The following is a 19,182-nucleotide window of genomic DNA, read 5'->3' as shown; positions in this document are numbered from 1 at the left end:
TTCTATCGGTCTGGCTAGACTGGCCGGAATGCACACGCGCGCTCAGGTTTATTCTCCGTTGCAAAACACTGCCGTCTGGTTGGCGGCGTGGCTGTATGGCGTTGAGTCAACGGATGAGACGCTTGATGCGTTACGTGATTTGGGTGGTCGGCACAGTTTCGGTGGGGCGCCTGTTGGGCAGTTGCTTGCCGACGTCCGCACGCACTCCAACCTCACCTCCCCCGATCCCGTCGTACGCCTTGTGTTGTGGGGCCCTGGTCAGGCGGCGCGACTTCGGGCTGGCTCGCCCGCAATGGAGGCGCTTACACAGGCCGGCGCGATCGTGCTGCGGGGGGTGGACGCGCAGCACATCTTGGTACCGGAATATCAGACAAGCGAGGTGCACTGGCGGTGGTTTGTGGAGCAGGATCCGTTGCCGGAGCCTGAGTGGCTGTCTCCCGGGGAGGCGGACCAGTTGTTGTCGCGGGCGACAGACGAGGCCGCAGTGTTGATTGAGGCCGCCGGCGGCACCAGGCAGGATCTTCCAAATCCGCGTCTGACGGTGGGCACACTTGCGGATTTCTACGACACCCCGGGGCTTCCCGTGGGGGTCACGCCACGTGCAGCGAAGCTATTTGCGCGTGCCGACCGAGTGGCGGCAACCATTGAGACGGTGACCGACCGTCTGGGCGACCATTCATTTGACCCGCAACTCTTTGCCTTGTGGCGCCACGTGCGTAGCGCCCGCATGGCGGGGGTTGCGGATGCGGTTATTGATTATCGTCGTGCCTGGACCTGACCTGGGTGGGGCCAGCGTGTGGGGGTCGCACTGGCGCGCAACAGTCCACCTTGCAGGGCTCGCCATTGACCGTGCATCCCAACGTGTCAACGCTAGACAAGGTTTGCGGCTTGACATCGGTGGCGACTGCCTCGACTAAATCCACAATCATCGATGCAAACGCCGGCTCCAGACCAACGGTGCCGACGCGCTCGAAGCTGACACCAATCTCGTCACACGCCTGTTTAAGCTCCGTGTCTAGGTCCCAGACCACCTCCATGTGGTCAGTAATAAACCCGATTGGGACGCAGATGAGGTGTTGCAGTTTGCCTTCGCCATGCAGTTCGCGGGTCCGGTCAACAACGTCAGGCTCAAGCCACGGGGTTGCGGGGTTGCCGGAGCGAGACTGCCACACCACTTCGTAGTCGCTCACGCCCGCTTCGGCAGCGACGAGGCGCGCTGCTTCAGCGACCTGGCGCGAGTACAGGTGTGGGTCTTCGGCGCCTCCGGCGGCGGCGTCGGCGGCCGTCGGTACGCTGTGTGCGGTAAACAGCACGGTCGCACCTTCGGGGGCGCGTTCAACAGCGGCACGCAGCTTATCTGCGATCAGCTGCACAAACACAGGGTGGCCGTAGAACTGCCACAGCTTGGTGTAGTTGAGCTCCGGGGTGACTTCACGGAGACGCTGGATGTCTTCGTCGTATTGGCGGCAGGCGGAGTAGCCGCCCCAGGCACTGGTGGCGAAGACGAGGGGGTTGCGGTGGCCGTCGGCAAGCATCTGCTCCGCAGTTTCAGCGGCAAAGGGATACCAGTTGCGGTTGCCAAAATAGACCGGCAGGTCGATGCCGCGGGCAGTAAGCTCCGCCTCAATGTTTGCGATGAGCTCGCGATTCTGCGCGTTAATTGGGCTGACACCACCGAAGTGAAAGTAGTGCTCGCCGACCTTTGCCAGGCGCTCGCGCGGGATGCCACGCCCGCGCGTTACGTTCTCCAGAAATGGAATAACCTCGTCTTCCCCTTCGGGACCACCGAAAGACAAGACGAGGAGTGCATCGTAGTCATGAAAGGCCATGGGTAATCAGCGTACCCGTAGGCGTTAGAGCAGTCGCACAGCCTTCGGGGACATGTTTGCCCAACGCACCGGGACTACGGATACGTTTTGGCCGGCTTGGGGGGCTTCGATCATGGTGCCGTCGCCAAGGTAGATGGCCACGTGCTGGGAGCCGCCCGGGCCCCAGAACAACAGGTCGCCGCGCTGTGCCTGGCTGGGATCGATCTGGGTGCCGCGCTGGTACTGGTACCCGGTGTAGTGCGGCAGGGAGACACCAGCGCCGGCGAAGGCGTAAAGCACTAGGCCGGAGCAGTCGAAGCCCTTAACGCTGCCGCCGTTGACGCCGGTGGTTGGGCCGTTGGCGTCGCCGCCGCCCCACACGTACGGCGTGCCCACAACGGACATGGCGCGAGCGATTGCGGTTTCCACGGAGCCGGAGTTAGCTGGCGCGACGGCCTGCTGGATTTCCTCGGTGATGGATTCAGCGGTTTCAACGGCCGGCAGGAGCTCGGACAGGGAGTCAGAGACGCTCTGGCCGGCAGTGTCGGAGACGCCCAGGCCTGTCTGCAGGCCGCCGGCGAAGGCAGAGACGATGTCCAAAAGGTCAGACGAGGAGCTCATGGCAGTGCCGCTGGCGTACGGGTCGGCGAAGGTTGCGTGCGGGGTTTGCGTCGAGCCCACTAGCGCTGCAGAGGCTGCGATGTTGGAGGCTTCCTCGACCGCGTTGTCCGGGGAAGCGATCTGGGCGGCAGCAACGGCTTGTGCGATGACCTCGGGTTCTGGGGACGGTGCTTCCGGGGCGATCTCGGCTACACGCTCGGTGACTTCGTCCACGATCTCCTGGTCAACCTCAGGTGCCTCGTATGTCGGGGCTTCCTGCTTTTCGACGCCCGGACGCACCTCACCCAACTCGCCCTCAGCCGCGTCAAGCGCAGCCTGGGCCTCGGCGAGTGCGGCGTTGCGCTCGTTGAGTGCCTGGGCATTGTCTTCAAGCAGCTGTCGCGCGTTGGTTTCAGCGTCAGCGGCATCTCCCGCTGCTGCTTCCGCCAGCTTGGCAGCCTCACGTGCCACGGACGCTTCGTTGGCGGCCTCGATGCGAGCGCGCTCAACGGCCTCGAGCGCTTCTTGCTTCTCTTTGGAGCGCTGCTTCAGGAACTGGGAGCGCTCAAGTACCTCGCGCTGACCGCTCCCGGAACTTAAGGAGTTCAGCACACTGGACTGGCCCGCGCCGCGGTACTGCGAGCGGGTGATGTTGCTTAGTTCTTCACGTGCCTTTGCCACCGCCTCCTCGGCAGCTTTGAGGCGCTCGTCCGCATTTTCGGCGCCGCGGCGCGCCTGTTCGGCGCGAGCCTGGGCATCGCGCAGATCAACCAAGGCGCGGTTCACGCTCTCCTGGAGGTCACCGACCCCAAGGGTGAGTTCATCCACGTTTGCTTGGGCGCGCGCGACAGCGGCGACAAGCTCCGCGGTGGATTCGGTTGCGCGCACGGGATGTGCTGCACTGGCGAATGTCAATGCAGCGGTGACTGCCACTGCGGCGCTCGCCTTCAAAAATGGGTTGCCCACGAAGGTGCTCCTCACACCGCGCGCCAAAGCCCACGGGCTGACTAGGCCCGGTCGTGACAAGCGTTAAGCCTTGACGTGCGGTCACTTCAAAGTTGACTACTGATGCAGGCGCGCAGACCGAAGGCAGACGAAACCAACCCCCAACAACGTGACGATTACGTAGCGTGCTTCCCCACATGCCCGTATCGGTCAGCGATGGCAGCTTGACTAGAGCGTGCCACCGTTATGTTGCTGTTGGGTAACGGTTTGACAACCTTCGGCTCACGAGCCGACAGCAGAACCATACGTCACGAGATCAACTTGTTTCACATTCTTTACCAACCGCAACAGCAGTCAAGGCTTTTGGCGTGACTAGGCGGCGCGGCTAGCTGGCCGTTTAGACACGCCGAGAGATAGTGTGAGTTTTGTCACATACGTGACGTGCCCAACGGTTTGACGGCTCGCCAGGAGGCGACAATCACAACAGTGGTAACAACAACAATGGCGAGAAAAATGGGGAGCCACGCGGGTTGGGTTTGCGTGGACGTCGATAAGAATGCCCTGAGGCCGTCCCCATAGTCAGGCTGCGCGACCATCGCTCGCTCCCCTTGTTCCACCTGGGCGCGCGTCAGCGAGTTACTCACTGCAATAGCAACGTCAGGAGTGCGGACAATAACGGTGTCAATGCCCGTCTCATTGGCCAGGTCCTGTGCCAAGTCCCGAACATCCGGGATATGGGGTGGCGTGTGTTCCAAAATGACGAGCCCGTGATTCTCAGGTAACGCATTCGCGACATGGTTTTCAAGGTCCTCGTTGGCCACTTGGAGGGCGATATTGTCCTCGCGGAGCTGGTGCACGAGGGAGGAAACATCGATGTCAGCGCTATGCATAGAGAAATAATCTACGCCAAAAACCAAAACATAACGCTCGTACTGTTATTATTGCGGTAGAACTGTGGCGCCTGGCATATGATTAATGGTTGACCGCCACGGGTCATGTACCCCACATATCAACGAGAAACGGAGCTCACTGTGGCTGAAAGCAAGAACTCCTTCAACGCCAAGAAGACGCTCGAGGTCGGCGGAAAGTCGTATGACTACTTCGCACTCGACGCCGTAGAAGGCATGGAGAAGCTTCCCTACTCCCTCAAGGTTCTGGGTGAGAACCTGCTGCGCACCGAGGACGGCAAGAACGTCACCGCAGACCACATCAAGGCAATCGCGAACTGGGATCCATCGGCAGAGCCGTCCATTGAGATCCAGTTCACCCCTGCGCGTGTACTGATGCAGGACTTCACCGGTGTGCCGTGTGTTGTTGACCTTGCAACCATGCGCGAGGCTGTCTCCTCCCTCGGCGGCAACCCAGACCAGGTTAACCCGCTGAACCCGGCCGAAATGGTCATCGACCACTCTGTGATCATCGAAGCATTCGGTTCCGAGGCTGCTGAGGCGAAGAACGTAGAGATCGAGTACCAGCGCAACGAGGAGCGCTACCAGTTCCTGCGCTGGGGTGCTGAGAACTTCTCCAACTTCCGCGTTGTCCCGCCGGGAACCGGCATTGTCCACCAGGTGAACATCGAGTACCTGTCCCGCGTTGTCTTTGACAATGAGGGCGTGGCATACCCGGACACCTGTATTGGTACGGACTCCCACACCACCATGGAAAACGGCCTGGGCATCCTGGGCTGGGGCGTCGGCGGCATCGAGGCCGAGGCTGCAATGCTCGGCCAGCCGGTGTCCATGCTGATCCCGCGCGTGGTTGGCTTCAAGCTGACCGGCGAGATCCCGGCCGGCGTAACCGCAACCGACGTGGTGCTCACCATCACCGAGATGCTGCGTGAGCACGGCGTAGTGCAGAAGTTTGTCGAGTTCTACGGCAACGGCGTCAAGCAGATTCCGCTGGCAAACCGCGCCACCATCGGCAACATGTCCCCGGAGTTCGGCTCCACCTGTGCGATCTTCCCGATCGACGAGGAGACCATCAACTACCTCCACCTCACCGGCCGTTCCCAGGAGGACATCGACCGCGTCGAGGCATACGCCAAGGCTCAGGGCATGTGGCTGGAGCAGGACGCTGCTGAGGCTGAGTACTCCGAGTACCTCGAGCTCGACCTGTCCACCGTTGTGCCGTCCATCGCTGGCCCGAAGCGCCCGCAGGACCGCATTCTTCTGGCAGATGCCAAGGAGACCTTCCGCAATCAGCTGCCGGACTACAACACCGCAGGCAACGAGACCTTCGAGCCGGTTCGCGCACCGAAGGTTGACTCCGTGGAATACAACCAGTCCTGGCCGGGCAACGGCGAATCTGCCGCTGCTGGCGCTGAGGGCCGCGCATCCAAGCCGGTTGTCATCGAGTCCCCGCAGGGTGGCGAGTTCACGCTTGACCACGGTGCCGTAGCAATTGCTGCTATTACCTCCTGCACCAACACCTCCAACCCGTCTGTGATGGTCGGCGCTGCCCTGTTGGCTCGCAAGGCTGCAGAGAAGGGACTGAAGGCGAAGCCGTGGGTCAAGACCATCATGGCTCCGGGCTCCCAGGTTGTTGACGGCTACTACGAGCGCGCAGACCTGTGGAAGGACCTCGAGGCTGTCGGCTTCTACTTGACTGGCTTCGGCTGTGCATCCTGCATCGGTAACTCCGGCCCGCTGCCGAACGAGGTCTCCGAGGCAATCAACGAGTACGACCTGACCGCAACCGCAGTGCTGTCCGGTAACCGTAACTTCGAAGGCCGCATTTCCCCGGACGTGAAGATGAACTACCTCGCGTCTCCGCTGCTGGTCATCGCATACGCAATCGCCGGTACGATGGACTTCGACTTCGAGACCCAGCCGCTGGGTCAGGATGCTAACGGCAATGACGTCTTCCTGAAGGACGTTTGGCCGTCCACCGAGGAGATCGAGTCCACCATCGCTTCCACCATCTCCCGCGAGATGTACGAGGCTGACTACGCAGACGTCTTCAAGGGCGACGAGCAGTGGCAGGGTCTGGACATTCCGACCGGCAAGACCTTCGACTGGAACGAGGACTCCACCTACATCCGCAAGGCACCGTACTTCGACGGTATGCCGGAGGAGCCGGAGGCAGTCACCGACATCGCTGGTGCACGCGTTCTGGCGAAGCTGGGCGATTCCGTGACCACGGACCACATCTCCCCTGCTTCCTCCATCAAGCCGGGCACCCCGGCTGCGGACTACCTGGATGCACACGGTGTTGCACGCCACGACTACAACTCCTTTGGTTCCCGCCGTGGTAACCACGAGGTCATGGTGCGCGGCACCTTCGCAAACATCCGTCTGCGCAACGAGCTGGTGGAAGAGCAGGGTGGCTACACCCGCGACTTCACCAAGGAAGGCGCTCCGCAAGACTTCATCTACAACGCTGCGATGAACTACGCCGAGAAGAACATCCCGCTGGTTGTTCTCGCCGGCAAGGAGTACGGCACCGGCTCGTCCCGTGACTGGGCTGCAAAGGGCACCAACCTGCTTGGTGTTCGCGCCGTGATCGCAGAGTCCTTCGAGCGTATCCACCGCTCCAACCTGATCGGCATGGGCGTTCTGCCGCTGCAGTTCCCGGAGGGCGAATCCCACGCTTCCCTGGGTCTGGACGGCACCGAGACCTTCGCCATCAGCGGCATCACCGCCTTCAACGAGGGCGATGAGATTCCGGCTACCGTTCACGTCACCGCGACGAAGGACGGCGGCGAGACCGTTGAGTTCGACGCAGTTGTTCGCGTGGATACCCCGGGTGAGGCGGAGTACTACCGCCACGGCGGCATCCTGCAGTACGTGCTGCGCCAGATGGTGAAGAGCTAAGGCCACGAGCTACGCACGTAGTTTGTAGCTAAAGAAGTGAAAAGGCCGCCCGGGTACGTGTTCGGGTGGCCTTTTCACGTGGACGTCTATAAGCAAGAAAGCCCCCGTATACGCCATGCCGATTATTAGCGAAGGCGAGCTGGCGCGCCGCCGCCAGGAGATCATTGACGCCTCCCGTGATTGTTTCGCCAGGTATGGCTTTGAGGGGGCTACCGTCGCTCGCCTAGAGGAGGCGACGGGAAAGACTCGCGGCGCGATCTTCCACCATTTTGGTGATAAGGAGACGCTGTTTCTTGCCATCGTGAGTGCGGATGCGCAGCGCCAGGCTGAGGTGGTTTCCCAAAATGGTCTGGTTGAGGTGATGCGGGAGATTCTGCGCAATCCCGCTGAGCACGGCTGGTTTGCCACCCGAAGCGAGATCATTCGTAAGCTCCGTACCGACCCGGTCTTTGAAGCACGTTGGCGTGAGCACCAGGATGTGCTGGATCAGGCGGTGCTGGAGCGTTTGCGTTCCAATGAGCATTTGCGTGACGACGTCAACGTCAACGTCCTCCAAACCTACCTCGAGACAGTGCTCGAAGGGGTGCTTACCAGGCTGGCTGCTGGCGAATCGCCGGAGCGACTGGACGCCATGTTGGATGTTGTGGAGCAGTCGATTCGCGGCTGATTGTCTCAAAGTAGACCAAGCGGTATAGAATGACGCGCATGTCTACACTGCTTTTTCTTTCCCTACGCAACGGCGAGCTTGGCCCGGATGTGGCCCGCGCCGAGTATCACGACGCGTTGGCGTCGACGGGTTTAGAAGAAGTTGAGTTAGTCCACCGCGTGATTGACTCCCCTGCCGCCGAACTTGGTCCGCTTGACGGGATTGCTGGCGTTATCGTTGGTGGCAGCTCGCTCAACGTGAGCAATGAAACGTATGACGACTACCAGCGCCACGTCGGTGAGGTGCTCACCCAGGTGTTGGAGTCTGGTTTACCGGTCTTTTTCGTCTGCTTCGGCCTGTCCTGGCTAGTGGATCACGTCGGCGGCGTCATCGGACATTCGCACGCGGAAGATTCCGGCCCGACCCACGTGGAGGTCACCGAGGCTGGGTGCAAAGACGTCTTGCTGGCCGCCGCCCCGCAAACGTTTACTGCTTTAACCGGCCACACTGAGGCACCGGAAGAGGTGCCGGAGGCGTTGACCGTGCTGGCGACTGGCCCAGACGGGATGACCCAGATGGTGCGCTACGGCGACCACGTGTGGGCCACGCAATTCCACGCGGAGATGAACGCAGACGCCATGCGTACGCGCATGGATTTCTACCACGACTACGGCTACTTTGCACCTGAAGACTATGCGCGCATCGTTGCGGACCTGCCGCACCACGACGTGTCCGCAGCAAACGGACTGATGCGCACGTTTGCGCAGTACGTACGCTCCTAACAGCCGGCCAGGCTACAAGGCTAGCTACAGGTCCTGCAGCTTCTGGTTGCCATTTTCAAACTCAAACGGATTCTGATCAAAGGACTCGCCCCGGTTGATAATCTCCGCAATCACCTGGGCAACGAGCTCGCGGGCTGTCTCAGAGCTTTGCGGCGGCGCGTCGTTGAGGATGTTGATGCCGGTCGCAGGGGCATCGGTGAGCAGGGTCGGTCCCAGGATGACCTGGTCGATCTCGCTGGAAAGCAGACGTAAGTCCACTGCCTTCTTTGCCTCCACATAGGCGTACCAGGATGACCCGTCGTCTTCTGCCTTGCCGTCTTGGGCGCCAGCATAGGAGACGTTGATTAAGAGCGGGGCGAACTCGCCGAGTTCTTCAAGTGCGTCGATCATCACCATCGCCGCGTCACGGTCCACCGCATAGGTTCGTTCCGGATCACCGCCGCCAGCACCAGCGGACCACACCACGACGTCAAACGGCGTCAGCAAACGCGCCCAGCCTTCCCTATCCAGCTTGGTCAAGTCTTGAATGATCACGGTTGCACCTGTTTCGGCAAGGCGCTCGGCGTGCTTGGGATTGTGGGCGAGGGCGGAGACGTGGTGGGAGGTGCCGACAAGCAAAGGCACCGTGTGAGCTGACACTTTGCCCCCGGCACCAAGGACTAGGACGTAAGAACGTGCGTCATGCATACGCCCACAGTAACCCAGTGGGTACTATCTTTGCCCATGCATGCAATTATCACGACCACGGGTCAGGACCGCGTCGGCATCATCGCCGGCGTGGCAAACGCCGCAGCCGAACGCAACCTGAACATCATCGACGTTTCCCAGACGCTCATGGACAACTTCTTCACCATGATCATGCGTGTTGAAGTACCAGAAGGCGCCAACGTGGGCGCCCTACAAGCCGAACTCGCCGAGGTTGGCGAGCGTCTCGGCGTAGTTGTCCGCCTGCAGTCCGAAGCCCTCTTCACCGCGATGAATGAGATCTAGCATGGCTGCAGCATTCGACTTTGACTTCAAGTCCAAACACATCCTCGACGTCATCCACATGATCGAGGACTACCGCCTGGACATCCGCACCGTCACCATGGGCATCTCACTGATCGGGTGTACGCGCGCCACCATGGAAGCCACCGCAGAGGCTGTGTATGACCGTGTAGTTACCCGCGCCCGCAACCTGGTCCCGGTGTGCGAAGGCATCGAGCGTGAGCTGGGTATCCCGATTGTGAACAAGCGCGTGTCCATCTCCCCCATCGCTCTGGTGGTCGCGGGCGTTGCGGGCGACCCGGTGCTTGTGGCCAAGGCGCTTGACCGCGCGGCAGCGGAGCTGGGCATTGACTTCATTGGCGGCTACTCCGCGCTTGTGGAGAAGGGTGCTACATCTGGCGACGCCCGCCTGATCGCATCGATCCCTGACGCGTTGGCGCAGACGAGCAAGATCTGTTCGTCGGTGAACGTGGCTACGTCGCGCGCCGGCATCAACATGGATGCTGTGGCGGAGATGGGCCGCGTGATCAAGCGCGCCGCCGAGTTGACGGCCACAGAATCGTCCATCGCCTGTGCGAAGTTGGTCGTGTTTGCCAACGCTGTTGGTGATAACCCCTTCATGGCCGGCGCCTTCCACGGCATCGAAGAGCCAGACACTGTCGTATCGGTCGGCGTGTCCGGCCCGGGTGTGGTCAACAATGCGTTGGGTTCGCTCGAGGGAGCCACGCTTAACGACGTTGCCGAGGAAGTAAAAAAGGCCGCCTTCAAAATCACCCGCGCAGGCCAGCTCGTGGGCAACATGGCGGCAGAGCGCCTCGGTGTGCCGTTTGGCATCGTGGACCTGTCGTTGGCGCCGACTGCTGAAATGGGTGACTCCGTCGCACACATCCTTGAGCACATGGGCCTGGATCAGGTAGGTACCCACGGAACCACGGCAGCTCTCGCCCTGCTCAATGACGCTGTAAAGAAGGGCGGCATGATGGCCTGCTCACGCGTCGGCGGCTTGAGCGGTTCCTTCATCCCGGTCTCTGAGGACAAGGGCATGATCGACGCGGTGCGTGCCGGCAACATCACCATGGACAAGCTGGAGGCCATGACCTCGATCTGTTCCGTGGGCTTTGACATGATCGCCATTCCTGGCGACACGTCCGCGGAGCTCATCTCCGGCATGATCGCGGACGAAGCCGCGATCGGCGTGATGAACCATAAGACCACCGCAGCACGCCTGATCCCCGTACCAGGCACGAAGCCTGGCGACGAAGTGAACTTCGGTGGCCTACTCGGCTACGCGCCGGTCATCCCGGTGTCCCAGGTGGGCAACGACGCGTTCATTCGCCGCGGGGGCTTCATCCCTGCCCCGGTCCACGGATTCCGCAACTAGGAATTCCTAGCCCCAGGCCTTGACCCTCACACGATGTGAGGGTTTAGTCTGGCGTCGTGAAGATCTCTGATATAGCAGCTGCAGCTGGTTGTTCAGTCCGCTCAGTGCGCCACTTACATGAAGCTGGAGTAGTTGAAGAACCAGCCCGGACCAGCGGCAACTACCGCGAATACTCTGTCCGGGATCTGGCAGCAGTCATTCGGGCTCGGGCACTTATCGACGCAGGCGTGCCCGTAGCCGACGTCCAATCCGATGACGCCGTTGCTCGTTCCCTAACACTGCTGGATGAACGGATACGGCACCTGCAGCATCAACGTGAGCGCCTTGCGCTGATACAACATGCTCCGTTGGGTGCCCCGGAGGACATTCGGCAACGTTTGAGCGCTGTCTTCGAAGATGCTGACACCCTGCAGTTGGAGCTGGACTCGTGGGACCTGATGGCGCTCACCGGTGTTGCTACCAGCGCCACGTGGACTGTGCTTCGACGAAACCTTGATGATCAAACGTGTATCGCCGCGGCACGTGAGGCTGGCAGGTTATGGAGCGAACTCGCAACGTTAACCTCGCGCGATGAGAAAGTCACTCCGATCGTGCAACGCCTTCATGAGCTCTTTCCTCTCGGACTGATGCGGGGTGTTTTAGAAACGCTACAGCCTGCTCAAACAGGGCTAGCGGTGGGTGACGTCCCGACTCGTGGAGCGCAGGCGTTCGCGCTCGAATCCATAGCAGGGAGTCTGGGTGGCTAGGCTCTGGGCACTGCTGCGCAAACATCCTGGTTTCCGCCTCGCACGCTATGAGCTCGGGTTGTATCGAGACCTCACGCGATGGGTCAAAGGCGTTCAGCTTATTCCCGATGGCGCGGATGCCCTTCCCCACCCTCCCGGCCGACTACAGATGCTTGGTGTTCTCACAGCGGTTCTTGTGTCCGAAATGGTGGCAGTGCATCTTCTTCTACCACCTGGCTCACTGCGATTGATCGCACTGATTATCTCGGCCTGGAGCTTTATCTACCTTTGGTCCCTGATTGCCAGCGAACGTATTCGCCCCAGCTACATCGCAAAGGACGTAATCGTCCTGCGCCGCGGAAGGATTGTGTTCGCTGAAGTGCCGACGGCTCTCATCCGCAGTCAACGCCGAGAGCGCTCATTTGCATCCGACATCGAAATCGAGCAAGGCGTGCTTACGCTCGGCAGTCCTGCAGGGACAGACACCGTTGTTGATCTAGAAAAGCCAATCGAGGCGGCCAAAGACCGATACCCATGGCAAAAGCCCCGGTACGAGCGAGTGCATCAAGTCCGATTCTATGCCGGGGCAACACAGCCCTAAGTGCTCGGGCTAGCGCTTCTTGCCTACCGCGAAGTAGGCAAGCCACCCGGCGGTGTTTACCGTGCCGATGATCGGCGTCCACAGCCACTTCGGGCCGCGGATACGGCGAGCGTCGGTACGGGCAAGGTCACGCAGCGCCCATGCCTTGCCGGCGGTATCAATAGCGACAAGGACGCCGACGAGCGTCTTCTGGTCTGTGGAAAGTTCGTCCCAGGACTCGCGCAGCGTGGTCAAAATCTCGTTGATGTTCATGCTGCCAACACTACGCCACAGCCCTAGTGTCACAGCCCTAGAAGATGGTGTTGCTGATCATGCCGCCGATTGCAAGGCCGCCGAGCAGCACGCTTATCACGACAAGCGCGATGGCAGCGCCTTCGGCGTCGCTGGAGCCGGCCTCTGACAGTCCCTCAATAAGTGAGCTGCCCGGGGTGATGTCGTGTTCAAGAAGGCGGGCGCGGGCACCGAAGTAGCGGTTGATCGCCTCCGATTCTTCTTCCATGGTCACCATGCGACCATCCTGCGGCGCGTTTGCGGTGACCACGTAGCGCGTATTCCCGTTGCTGTCTTCGACCTCGTAGCTGGTGGACAAGACACCAACCAGCCCGCCGCCCGGTAGATACATGGGCCCGCCGGAGTCGCCTTTTCGGGCACCGCGCGGCGTTTCAACAATGATCTTGGTGCCCAAGGTGGCAATGAGCTCGCCGCAATCTGCGCTACCGCTGGTGCCGTGGCTGGTGTGTCCGTGGAAGCACACTTCCTGGCCTTTGCGCAGCTTACTGATCGGCACGATGCCGTCGCGATCGAAGGTGTTGGGATTGATGGTCACGCCCTCTTTCCAGCGGATAATCGCCCAGTCGTTCGCGTCCGTTTTCGGGTCGTACTTCGGCGACATTTCGATCGTGCCGGCGGCGATAGCCTTTTGCATGCGTTGGCCGGACTTATCGGAAAGAAAAACGCGGCTCACGCCCTCGGCACAGTGGGCGGCGGTGTAACTGACTCGGTTGACCGGGTCGTTGTACCCAATCGTGCACTCGCCCGCCAGGGTGCCAAACTGCCAGCCTTGGTTGACCTCGAGCCCATTTCTTATCGACGACTCCGCCCCCGCCCCCGGCGCCCCCACACCTGCAAAAACGAGACCAGTAGCTAACAGTGCGGCACCAAGGCGTAGAGCATAAGAAGTCATAACTTCATGCTAATTTGCAGGGAGCTTTATGCCAATTCCACGATTTCCATATACTCGTCGCTCCACAGGTCCTCGTCCCCCTCCGGCATGATGATCACGCGCTCCGGCTCCAAGGCGCGAACGGCACCTGGGTCATGCGTAACTAGGACGACGGCGCCGGTATACGTTTTCAGTGCATCCAGCACCTGCTCGCGTGATTGCGGATCCAGGTTGTTCGTGGGCTCGTCGAGAAGCAACACGTTCGCACGCGACGATACAAGCGTTGCCAACGCTAGGCGCGTCTTTTCACCACCCGAGAGCGTGCCCGCGGGCTGTTCCAACTTGTCGCCGGAGAACATGAACGCACCTAAAAGGCCACGCAGGTCCTGTTGGCCGGCGTCTGGACAGGCCTCGATAGTGTTTTCCCAGACGGTCTTCTCACCGTCAATAGTGTCGTGTTCCTGGGCGAAGTAGCCGACCTTCAGGCCGTGGCCGGTGACAAGCCCGCCTTCGCCGTCGGTACGCTCAACGCCCGCCAGAAGCTTTAGCAAGGTCGTCTTGCCCGCACCGTTGGTGCCCAAAACAACCACGCGCGAGCCTTTATCAATAGCCAGATCAACGCCGGCGAACACTTCGAGCGAGCCGTACATCTTGGTCAAGCCCTTGCCGTACAGCGGCGTCTTGCCACACGGCGCAGGTTCCGGGAACTTGATGGAGGCGAACTTGTCGGCCACGCGGACCTCATCAAGCTCACTCATCATGCGGTCCGCGCGCGCAAGCATCTGTTTCGCCGCGGCGGCCTTGGTGGCCTTCGCACCGAGCTTGGCCGCCTGTTTCTGAAGCGCCGATGCTTTCTTCTCCGCGTTGGCACGCTCGCGACGCCTACGCGCCTCATCTTCCGCGCGCGCTTTCTGGTAGGTGCTAAAGCCCATGTTGTACACGTCTGCCTCAGCGCGCACTGCGTCGAGGAACCAGACCTTATTGCATACGTCGTCCAACAGCTCAACGTCGTGGGAGATCATGATCAACCCACCTTCATGCTTGGACAAGAAGTTACGCAGCCAGGTGATGGAGTCGGCGTCGAGGTGGTTTGTCGGCTCGTCTAGAAGCAATGTGGTGGCGGACTTGCCTGAGCCGGAGCGGGACGCGAACAGAATTTGGGCAAGCTCCACGCGACGGCGCTGCCCACCGGAAAGAGTCTTCAGCTGCTGATCCAGTACGCGGCTGGGCAGGCCCAAGTTGTCGCAAATTTGCGCAGCCTCCGCGTTTGCTTCGTACCCACCGAGTGCCTGGTAGCGCTCCTCTAGGCGCGAGTACTTCGCAATCGCCTTATCACGCTCAGCACCTTCGGTGACTTCCATGATGGCCTGCTGCTTCGCCATTGAACGCTGGATAGCGTCCAAACCGCGGGCGGAGAGCACACGCTCACGCGCGGTCTGCTCGATGTCGCCTTCTTTGGAATCCTGCGGCAGGTAGCCGATCTCACCCGAGCGGGTTACCGTTCCGCCGTAGGGTTCGGTCTCCCCTGCCAGGATGCGCATGGTGGTGGTTTTACCAGCGCCGTTGCGGCCCACCAGCCCGATGCGGTCGCCCGGCTGGACGCGCAGGTGTTGACCTGGTGCGGTCAACAGCGTGCGGGCGCCAACACGGACTTCAAGATCATTGGTCACAATCACGGCTAGTTACCTTACAGCCGTGGTCAAATGCAGCAGCCTAGACCGCGAACCCGAGCGCGCGCAGCTGCTCCCGGCCTTCTTCCGTGATGAACTGCGGACCCCACGGCGGCATCCATACCCAGTTGATCTCCAGCTCTTCGGCGTCGGTGTTGTTCACAACCGCCGCGCGCGCCTGTTCCTCAATCACATCGGTCAGCGGGCATGCCGGTGAAGTCAGCGTCATGTTGACTACCGCCACGTTGGCGCCGTCGCGCTCTTCAATCCACACGTCGTAGACCAGACCAAGGTCAACTACGTTGATGCCCAGCTCCGGGTCGATGACGTCGTGCAGGTACTCCTCCACTTCGCCGACAAGCTTGAGCTGCTCTTCGGTTTGCTCTGGGCGCTGTGCTTCTTCAGCCATCGTTCAGTCCTCCTTCGTCTCTACGGTTTTGCCGGTCTTGCTTAATGCTTCGGCGGTTGCTGCCTCAAAGGCTTTCCACCCAAGCAGCGCGCACTTCACGCGGGCCGGGAACTTAGCCACACCGGAAAACGCCACGCCGTCACCAATCAGTTCGGCGTCGCCCTCGACGGTGCCGCGCGAGGTGATCATCTCCTCGAAGGCCTGCAGCTTCTTAAACGCCTCACCGATCGGTTTGCCCACGATCTCCTCAGCCATCACAGACGTCGACGCCTGCGAAATCGAGCAGCCTTCGGCGTGGTAGGAGACGTCTTCGACTGTCTCGCCGTCGCTAGAGAGGTGGATGCGCAGCGTCAGCTCGTCGCCACACGACGGGTTGACGTGGTGCACCTCGGCTTCGAACGGATCGCGCAGGCCCGCATGCTGCGGGTTTTTGTAGTGGTCCAGGATGACTTCCTGGTACATCGATTCAAGGTTCATCGAAAGAACTCCTTCGCTTTGCTTATCGACGCCACCAACGCATCAACCTCTTCCAACGTGTTGTAGAGGTAGAAACTCGCCCTGGAGGTGGACTGCAGGTGCAACCCGCGGTGGGCTGGCCACGCGCAGTGATGACCAGTGCGGATTGCCACGCCCTCGGAGTCGAGAACTTGGCCCAAGTCGTGCGGATGGACGCCGTCGACGGTAAACGCAATCGACCCGCCGCGGTGATCGGTGGTTAATGGGCCTGCGATAGACAAGCCGTCGATACGCTGCATCTGCTCAAGTGCATATGCGGTCAGCTCGCGCTCGTGTGCCTGGATCTCCTCCATCCCGATTTCGGTGAGGAAGTCCACTGCGGCACCAAGCCCGACAACCTGGGAGGTCATCTGCGTTCCAGCCTCAAAGCGTTGCGGGGCGGGCGCGTAGGTGGATTCCTCCATGCGCACCACCTCAATCATGGATCCACCGGTCAAAAACGGGGGCAGGTCCTGCAGGTGCTTCGAGTACACCGCACCGACGCCATTCGGGCCGCACATCTTGTGGCCAGAGAACGCCGCGAAGTCAACGTCCAACGCGCGGAAGTTCACGGGCATATGTGGCACCGACTGGCATGCATCCAACACCGTCAGCGCGCCGACAGCCTTGGCGCGGCGCACCATCTCTTCCACGTCTGCGTGAGCGCCGGTGACGTTGGACTGGTGTGTAAACGCGACAACCTTGACGGAATCATCGAGTTCGAGCGAGTCGAGGTCGATGCGCCCGTCGGCAGTCATGGAGTACCACTGCAACGTCGCACCAGTGCGACGCGCCAACTCCTGCCACGGCACGAGGTTTGCATGGTGCTCCAGCTCCGTGACCACGATCGTGTCGCCCTCACCAACTGCCAAGTCGCCCGCGCGGCTATCGCCCAACACGTATGAGACAAGGTTCAGCGCCTCGGTGGCGTTTTTGGTAAACGCGATGTCATCGTTGTCCGCACCCACAAACGCCGCAATCTTTGCGCGGGCGGACTCGTAGGCGTCGGTGGCTTCCTCCGCAAGCTGGTAGGAGCCGCGGTGCACAGGAGCGTTGCAGCCCATCACAAAGTCGCGCTCCGCCTCCCACACCCGCAACGGCCGCTGCGAGGTCGCCCCAGAATCCAAGTAGACCAAGGGCTTGCCGTCGCGGACGGTGCGTCCCAGGATGGGGAATTCCTTCCTGATTGCGTGAACGTCTAAAGCCATTAGATGAACTTCTCGTAGCCTTCAGCCTCAAGCTGATCTGCAAGCTCAGCACCGCCGGTGGTGACAATCTTGCCGTTGGCAAACACATGCACGAAGTCCGGCTGCACGTAGTTCAGGATGCGCTTGTAGTGCGTAATCATGAGCACGCCACCGTTGGTCTCCTCCTGGTAGCGGTTAATGCCCTCGGAGACAATGCGCAGCGCATCAACGTCCAGACCAGAGTCGGTCTCATCCATCACCGCGAACTTCGGCTTGAGCAGGGAAAGCTGCATAACCTCGTGGCGCTTCTTCTCGCCGCCGGAGAAGCCCTCGTTCACAGAGCGCTCGGAGAAGGACGCATCCATGTGCAGCGCGTCACGGGCAGCGTTGAGCTCACCAACCCACTCGCGCAGCTTCGGAGCCTCGCCGCGCACAGCAGTCACGGCGGAGCGCATGAAGTTCGAAGAGGACACGCCCGGTACCTCTACCGGGTACTGCATGGCCAGAAAGAGACCGGCACGTGCGCGCTCGTCAACATCCATGTCCAGGATGTTTTCACCGTCCAGAAGCACCTCGCCCTCGGTGACCTCATAGCGCGGGTGGCCAGCAATGGTGTAGGCAAGCGTGGACTTGCCGGAACCATTTGGACCCATGATGGCGTGCGTTTCGCCGCCCTTGATGGTCAGGTTTACGCCTTTCAGAATCGGAGTGGGTTCCTGGCCTTCCTCGGTGGGAAGGACGTTGGCGTGCAGGTTCTTGATTTCCAGAGTGGACATATAAACGTTTCCTTTAGTTGTTGTTCAGCTCGAGCTCGCCGGCGACACGTGCAATCAATTCATCACGCACGGATTCCACCGGAATCTGGTTCAGGACCTCGTTGAAGAAGCCGCGGATGATCAGGCGCGTTGCTTCCTGCTCCGGGATACCGCGGGAGCGCAGGTAGAAGATCTGCTCCTCATCAAAACGACCAACGGTAGCGGCGTGGCCCGCACCCGCAATCTGGCCGGTTTCAATCTCCAGGTTCGGGATCGCATCAGCGCGAGCGCCATCCGTCAGCACCAGGTTGCGGTTGGTCTCGTAGGTGTCAGTGCCCTTGGCTTCTGCACGAATCAGGACGTCACCAACCCAGCAGGTGCGTGCCTCCGGCAGACCGGAATCCTTATCGCCCTGCAAAGCGCCCTTGTACAGCACGTTGGAGCGGCAATTTGGCACCGAGTGGTCCACCAGCATGCGGTTTTCAATGTACTGACCTGCGTCAGCGAAGTAGACGCCCGTCAGCTCCACGTCTGCACCCGGAGCCTCAAAGGTCACACGCGGTGTCAGTCGCACTACCTCGCCACCGAAAGCGGCAACGGTGTGGCGCAGCACAGCGTCGCGCTGCACCTTGATGGACTGCTGGCCAATGTGCACTGCGTCCAACGCCCACTCAGTGTCCACGATCGCGTTGACGTGGGAGCCTTCACCGATGTGCCAGTTCAGGTTGTCTGCGTGGGTGCCGGAGCCCTCATAACGCACGATCACCGTCGCCTGGGAGTGGCGGCCAGTTTCAACCAGGATGGTGCTAAACGTCGTTGCGTCCACACCAGCGCCAGTGATCGTGATCTCGATAGGTGCATCCAGTACCGCATCCGCTGGCACGGAAATCAACGTGCCATGCTCGGCTGCGCTCCATGCCTGGGCGGCAACACGGTCCACCGGGCCGCCTGCCACGCGCAGGCGCTCATCGTCGGCCGCGAATTGTTCGATGGTGACGTCCGACGGAGCGTCGATACGCAGCTGCTCCGAAACCTGCGTGGGGAACGTGCCGTCGTGCAGACCGCGGATCCTGCGCAGCGAAATAAAACGCCACACCTCATCGCGTCCACCCGGAACCGGGAAATCCTCCACGTTGAAGGACTGGAACAAATCACCCTTGTTGTTGTGCGTCGTTGCGTTACCAACAGGGTCAATAACGTTTTTGGTCGAAGTCAAC

Annotated in this window: 20 protein-coding genes; 8 read left to right on the top strand and 12 right to left on the bottom strand. The window is 60.9% G+C overall.

Annotation, left to right across the window (positions count from 1 at the left end; translation table 11 throughout):
* Positions 1-28 precede the first annotated feature (28 nt).
* Positions 29-778, top strand: a complete 750-nt coding sequence (locus HMPREF3104_RS06915) for a hypothetical protein (RefSeq protein WP_070494939.1) — start codon at positions 29-31, stop codon at positions 776-778.
* Here HMPREF3104_RS06915 and HMPREF3104_RS06910 read toward each other — a convergent pair.
* The 3 genes from HMPREF3104_RS06910 to HMPREF3104_RS06900 form a co-directional block, all read right to left on the bottom strand.
* Entirely contained in the window at positions 750-1,829 is a 1,080-nt protein-coding gene (locus tag HMPREF3104_RS06910; protein WP_070494938.1) for a ferrochelatase, read from the bottom strand. The genes HMPREF3104_RS06915 and HMPREF3104_RS06910 overlap by 29 nt on opposite strands.
* Before the next feature lie 24 nt (positions 1,830-1,853).
* Complete coding sequence (locus tag HMPREF3104_RS12875) at positions 1,854-3,374, bottom strand: NlpC/P60 family protein (protein ID WP_305763976.1); 1,521 nt, start codon at positions 3,372-3,374, stop codon at positions 1,854-1,856.
* 407 nt (positions 3,375-3,781) lie between these two features.
* Complete coding sequence (locus HMPREF3104_RS06900; protein ID WP_052204242.1) at positions 3,782-4,243, bottom strand: Rv1476 family membrane protein; 462 nt, start codon at positions 4,241-4,243, stop codon at positions 3,782-3,784.
* Between the two features lie 141 nt (positions 4,244-4,384).
* Between HMPREF3104_RS06900 and acnA the strand changes: the two genes are divergently transcribed.
* The 3 genes from acnA (at position 4,385) to HMPREF3104_RS06885 (ending at position 8,593) form a co-directional block, all read left to right on the top strand.
* Complete coding sequence (gene acnA / locus HMPREF3104_RS06895) at positions 4,385-7,165, top strand: aconitate hydratase AcnA (RefSeq protein WP_210386490.1); 2,781 nt, start codon at positions 4,385-4,387, stop codon at positions 7,163-7,165.
* A gap of 115 nt (positions 7,166-7,280) precedes the next feature.
* Complete coding sequence (locus HMPREF3104_RS06890; RefSeq protein ID WP_070494936.1) at positions 7,281-7,832, top strand: TetR/AcrR family transcriptional regulator; 552 nt, start codon at positions 7,281-7,283, stop codon at positions 7,830-7,832.
* A gap of 38 nt (positions 7,833-7,870) precedes the next feature.
* Positions 7,871-8,593, top strand: coding sequence for a glutamine amidotransferase-related protein (locus tag HMPREF3104_RS06885; protein WP_070495004.1), 723 nt, complete (start codon positions 7,871-7,873; stop codon positions 8,591-8,593).
* Between the two features lie 24 nt (positions 8,594-8,617).
* Here the strand turns inward: HMPREF3104_RS06885 and HMPREF3104_RS06880 are convergent, their stop codons facing one another.
* On the bottom strand, positions 8,618-9,280 hold the full coding sequence (locus HMPREF3104_RS06880) for an NAD(P)H-binding protein (RefSeq protein WP_070494935.1): 663 nt from the start codon (positions 9,278-9,280) through the stop codon (positions 8,618-8,620).
* A 36-nt stretch (positions 9,281-9,316) separates the two neighbouring features.
* Here HMPREF3104_RS06880 and HMPREF3104_RS06875 point away from each other — a divergent pair, with 36 nt between their 5' ends.
* The 4 genes from HMPREF3104_RS06875 to HMPREF3104_RS06860 are packed head-to-tail and all read left to right on the top strand — an operon-like array spanning position 9,317 to position 12,287.
* Entirely contained in the window at positions 9,317-9,583 is a 267-nt protein-coding gene (locus HMPREF3104_RS06875; RefSeq protein ID WP_070494934.1) for an ACT domain-containing protein, read from the top strand.
* Position 9,584: 1 nt separating this feature from the next.
* Entirely contained in the window at positions 9,585-10,961 is a 1,377-nt protein-coding gene (locus tag HMPREF3104_RS06870; RefSeq protein ID WP_070494933.1) for a PFL family protein, read from the top strand.
* Positions 10,962-11,017: 56 nt separating this feature from the next.
* Positions 11,018-11,707 carry a MerR family transcriptional regulator gene (locus HMPREF3104_RS06865; protein WP_070494932.1) on the top strand — a complete coding sequence of 230 codons (690 nt, stop codon included), beginning with the start codon at positions 11,018-11,020 and terminating at the stop codon, positions 11,705-11,707.
* Entirely contained in the window at positions 11,700-12,287 is a 588-nt protein-coding gene (locus HMPREF3104_RS06860) for a hypothetical protein (protein ID WP_052204227.1), read from the top strand. Before HMPREF3104_RS06865 ends, HMPREF3104_RS06860 begins: the two co-directional genes overlap by 8 nt.
* Positions 12,288-12,296: 9 nt before the next feature.
* Here HMPREF3104_RS06860 and HMPREF3104_RS06855 read toward each other — a convergent pair whose 3' ends face one another.
* Genes HMPREF3104_RS06855 through sufD form a run of 8 tightly spaced genes read right to left on the bottom strand, consistent with a single transcriptional unit; the run spans position 12,297 to position 19,181 of the window.
* The gene (locus tag HMPREF3104_RS06855; RefSeq protein ID WP_246816376.1) at positions 12,297-12,539 is read right to left on the bottom strand and encodes a PLDc N-terminal domain-containing protein; all 243 of its coding nucleotides are present in this window, start codon (positions 12,537-12,539) and stop codon (positions 12,297-12,299) included.
* Between the two features lie 37 nt (positions 12,540-12,576).
* A complete protein-coding gene (locus HMPREF3104_RS06850) occupies positions 12,577-13,470 on the bottom strand; it encodes a trypsin-like serine protease (RefSeq protein WP_083278983.1) in 894 nt (297 codons plus the stop codon).
* Between the two features lie 26 nt (positions 13,471-13,496).
* On the bottom strand, positions 13,497-15,125 hold the full coding sequence (locus tag HMPREF3104_RS06845) for an ABC-F family ATP-binding cassette domain-containing protein (RefSeq protein WP_070494930.1): 1,629 nt from the start codon (positions 15,123-15,125) through the stop codon (positions 13,497-13,499).
* Positions 15,126-15,162: 37 nt separating this feature from the next.
* The gene (locus HMPREF3104_RS06840; protein ID WP_052204216.1) at positions 15,163-15,528 is read right to left on the bottom strand and encodes a metal-sulfur cluster assembly factor; all 366 of its coding nucleotides are present in this window, start codon (positions 15,526-15,528) and stop codon (positions 15,163-15,165) included.
* Between the two features lie 3 nt (positions 15,529-15,531).
* Positions 15,532-16,005 carry a Fe-S cluster assembly sulfur transfer protein SufU gene (gene sufU, locus HMPREF3104_RS06835; protein ID WP_052204214.1) on the bottom strand — a complete coding sequence of 158 codons (474 nt, stop codon included), beginning with the start codon at positions 16,003-16,005 and terminating at the stop codon, positions 15,532-15,534.
* Positions 16,002-17,231: a SufS family cysteine desulfurase gene (locus HMPREF3104_RS06830; protein WP_070494929.1), complete on the bottom strand. Its 1,230-nt coding sequence runs from the start codon at positions 17,229-17,231 to the stop codon at positions 16,002-16,004. Before HMPREF3104_RS06830 ends, sufU begins: the two co-directional genes overlap by 4 nt.
* The gene (gene sufC, locus HMPREF3104_RS06825; protein ID WP_070494928.1) at positions 17,231-17,986 is read right to left on the bottom strand and encodes a Fe-S cluster assembly ATPase SufC; all 756 of its coding nucleotides are present in this window, start codon (positions 17,984-17,986) and stop codon (positions 17,231-17,233) included. Before sufC ends, HMPREF3104_RS06830 begins: the two co-directional genes overlap by 1 nt.
* Before the next feature lie 13 nt (positions 17,987-17,999).
* Complete coding sequence (gene sufD, locus HMPREF3104_RS06820; protein ID WP_070494927.1) at positions 18,000-19,181, bottom strand: Fe-S cluster assembly protein SufD; 1,182 nt, start codon at positions 19,179-19,181, stop codon at positions 18,000-18,002.
* Position 19,182: the final 1 nt, after the last annotated feature.

Source organism: Corynebacterium sp. HMSC30G07, assembly GCF_001806945.1.
GTDB classification, from domain to species: Bacteria; Actinomycetota; Actinomycetes; order Mycobacteriales; family Mycobacteriaceae; genus Corynebacterium; species Corynebacterium riegelii.
Note: the sequence above shows the minus strand (reverse complement) of the source record. Positions and strands in the feature narration are given on the sequence as shown.

What these genes read in the sequence shown, in the direction of transcription:
- HMPREF3104_RS06885 (WP_070495004.1), top strand. Translation starts at nt 7,871, where the DNA reads ATGTCTACACTGCTTTTTCTTTCCCTACGCAACGGCGAGCTTGGCCCG.
- HMPREF3104_RS06840 (WP_052204216.1), bottom strand. Translation starts at nt 15,528, where the DNA reads ATGGCTGAAGAAGCACAGCGCCCAGAGCAAACCGAAGAGCAGCTCAAG.
- HMPREF3104_RS06855 (WP_246816376.1), bottom strand. Translation starts at nt 12,539, where the DNA reads ATGAACATCAACGAGATTTTGACCACGCTGCGCGAGTCCTGGGACGAA.
- HMPREF3104_RS06870 (WP_070494933.1), top strand. Translation starts at nt 9,585, where the DNA reads ATGGCTGCAGCATTCGACTTTGACTTCAAGTCCAAACACATCCTCGAC.
- HMPREF3104_RS06850 (WP_083278983.1), bottom strand. Translation starts at nt 13,470, where the DNA reads ATGACTTCTTATGCTCTACGCCTTGGTGCCGCACTGTTAGCTACTGGT.
- HMPREF3104_RS06915 (WP_070494939.1), top strand. Translation starts at nt 29, where the DNA reads ATGCACACGCGCGCTCAGGTTTATTCTCCGTTGCAAAACACTGCCGTC.
- HMPREF3104_RS06890 (WP_070494936.1), top strand. Translation starts at nt 7,281, where the DNA reads ATGCCGATTATTAGCGAAGGCGAGCTGGCGCGCCGCCGCCAGGAGATC.
- HMPREF3104_RS06910 (WP_070494938.1), bottom strand. Translation starts at nt 1,829, where the DNA reads ATGGCCTTTCATGACTACGATGCACTCCTCGTCTTGTCTTTCGGTGGT.
- sufU (WP_052204214.1), bottom strand. Translation starts at nt 16,005, where the DNA reads ATGAACCTTGAATCGATGTACCAGGAAGTCATCCTGGACCACTACAAA.
- HMPREF3104_RS06830 (WP_070494929.1), bottom strand. Translation starts at nt 17,231, where the DNA reads ATGGCTTTAGACGTTCACGCAATCAGGAAGGAATTCCCCATCCTGGGA.
- HMPREF3104_RS06875 (WP_070494934.1), top strand. Translation starts at nt 9,317, where the DNA reads ATGCATGCAATTATCACGACCACGGGTCAGGACCGCGTCGGCATCATC.
- HMPREF3104_RS06900 (WP_052204242.1), bottom strand. Translation starts at nt 4,243, where the DNA reads ATGCATAGCGCTGACATCGATGTTTCCTCCCTCGTGCACCAGCTCCGC.
- sufC (WP_070494928.1), bottom strand. Translation starts at nt 17,986, where the DNA reads ATGTCCACTCTGGAAATCAAGAACCTGCACGCCAACGTCCTTCCCACC.
- HMPREF3104_RS06880 (WP_070494935.1), bottom strand. Translation starts at nt 9,280, where the DNA reads ATGCATGACGCACGTTCTTACGTCCTAGTCCTTGGTGCCGGGGGCAAA.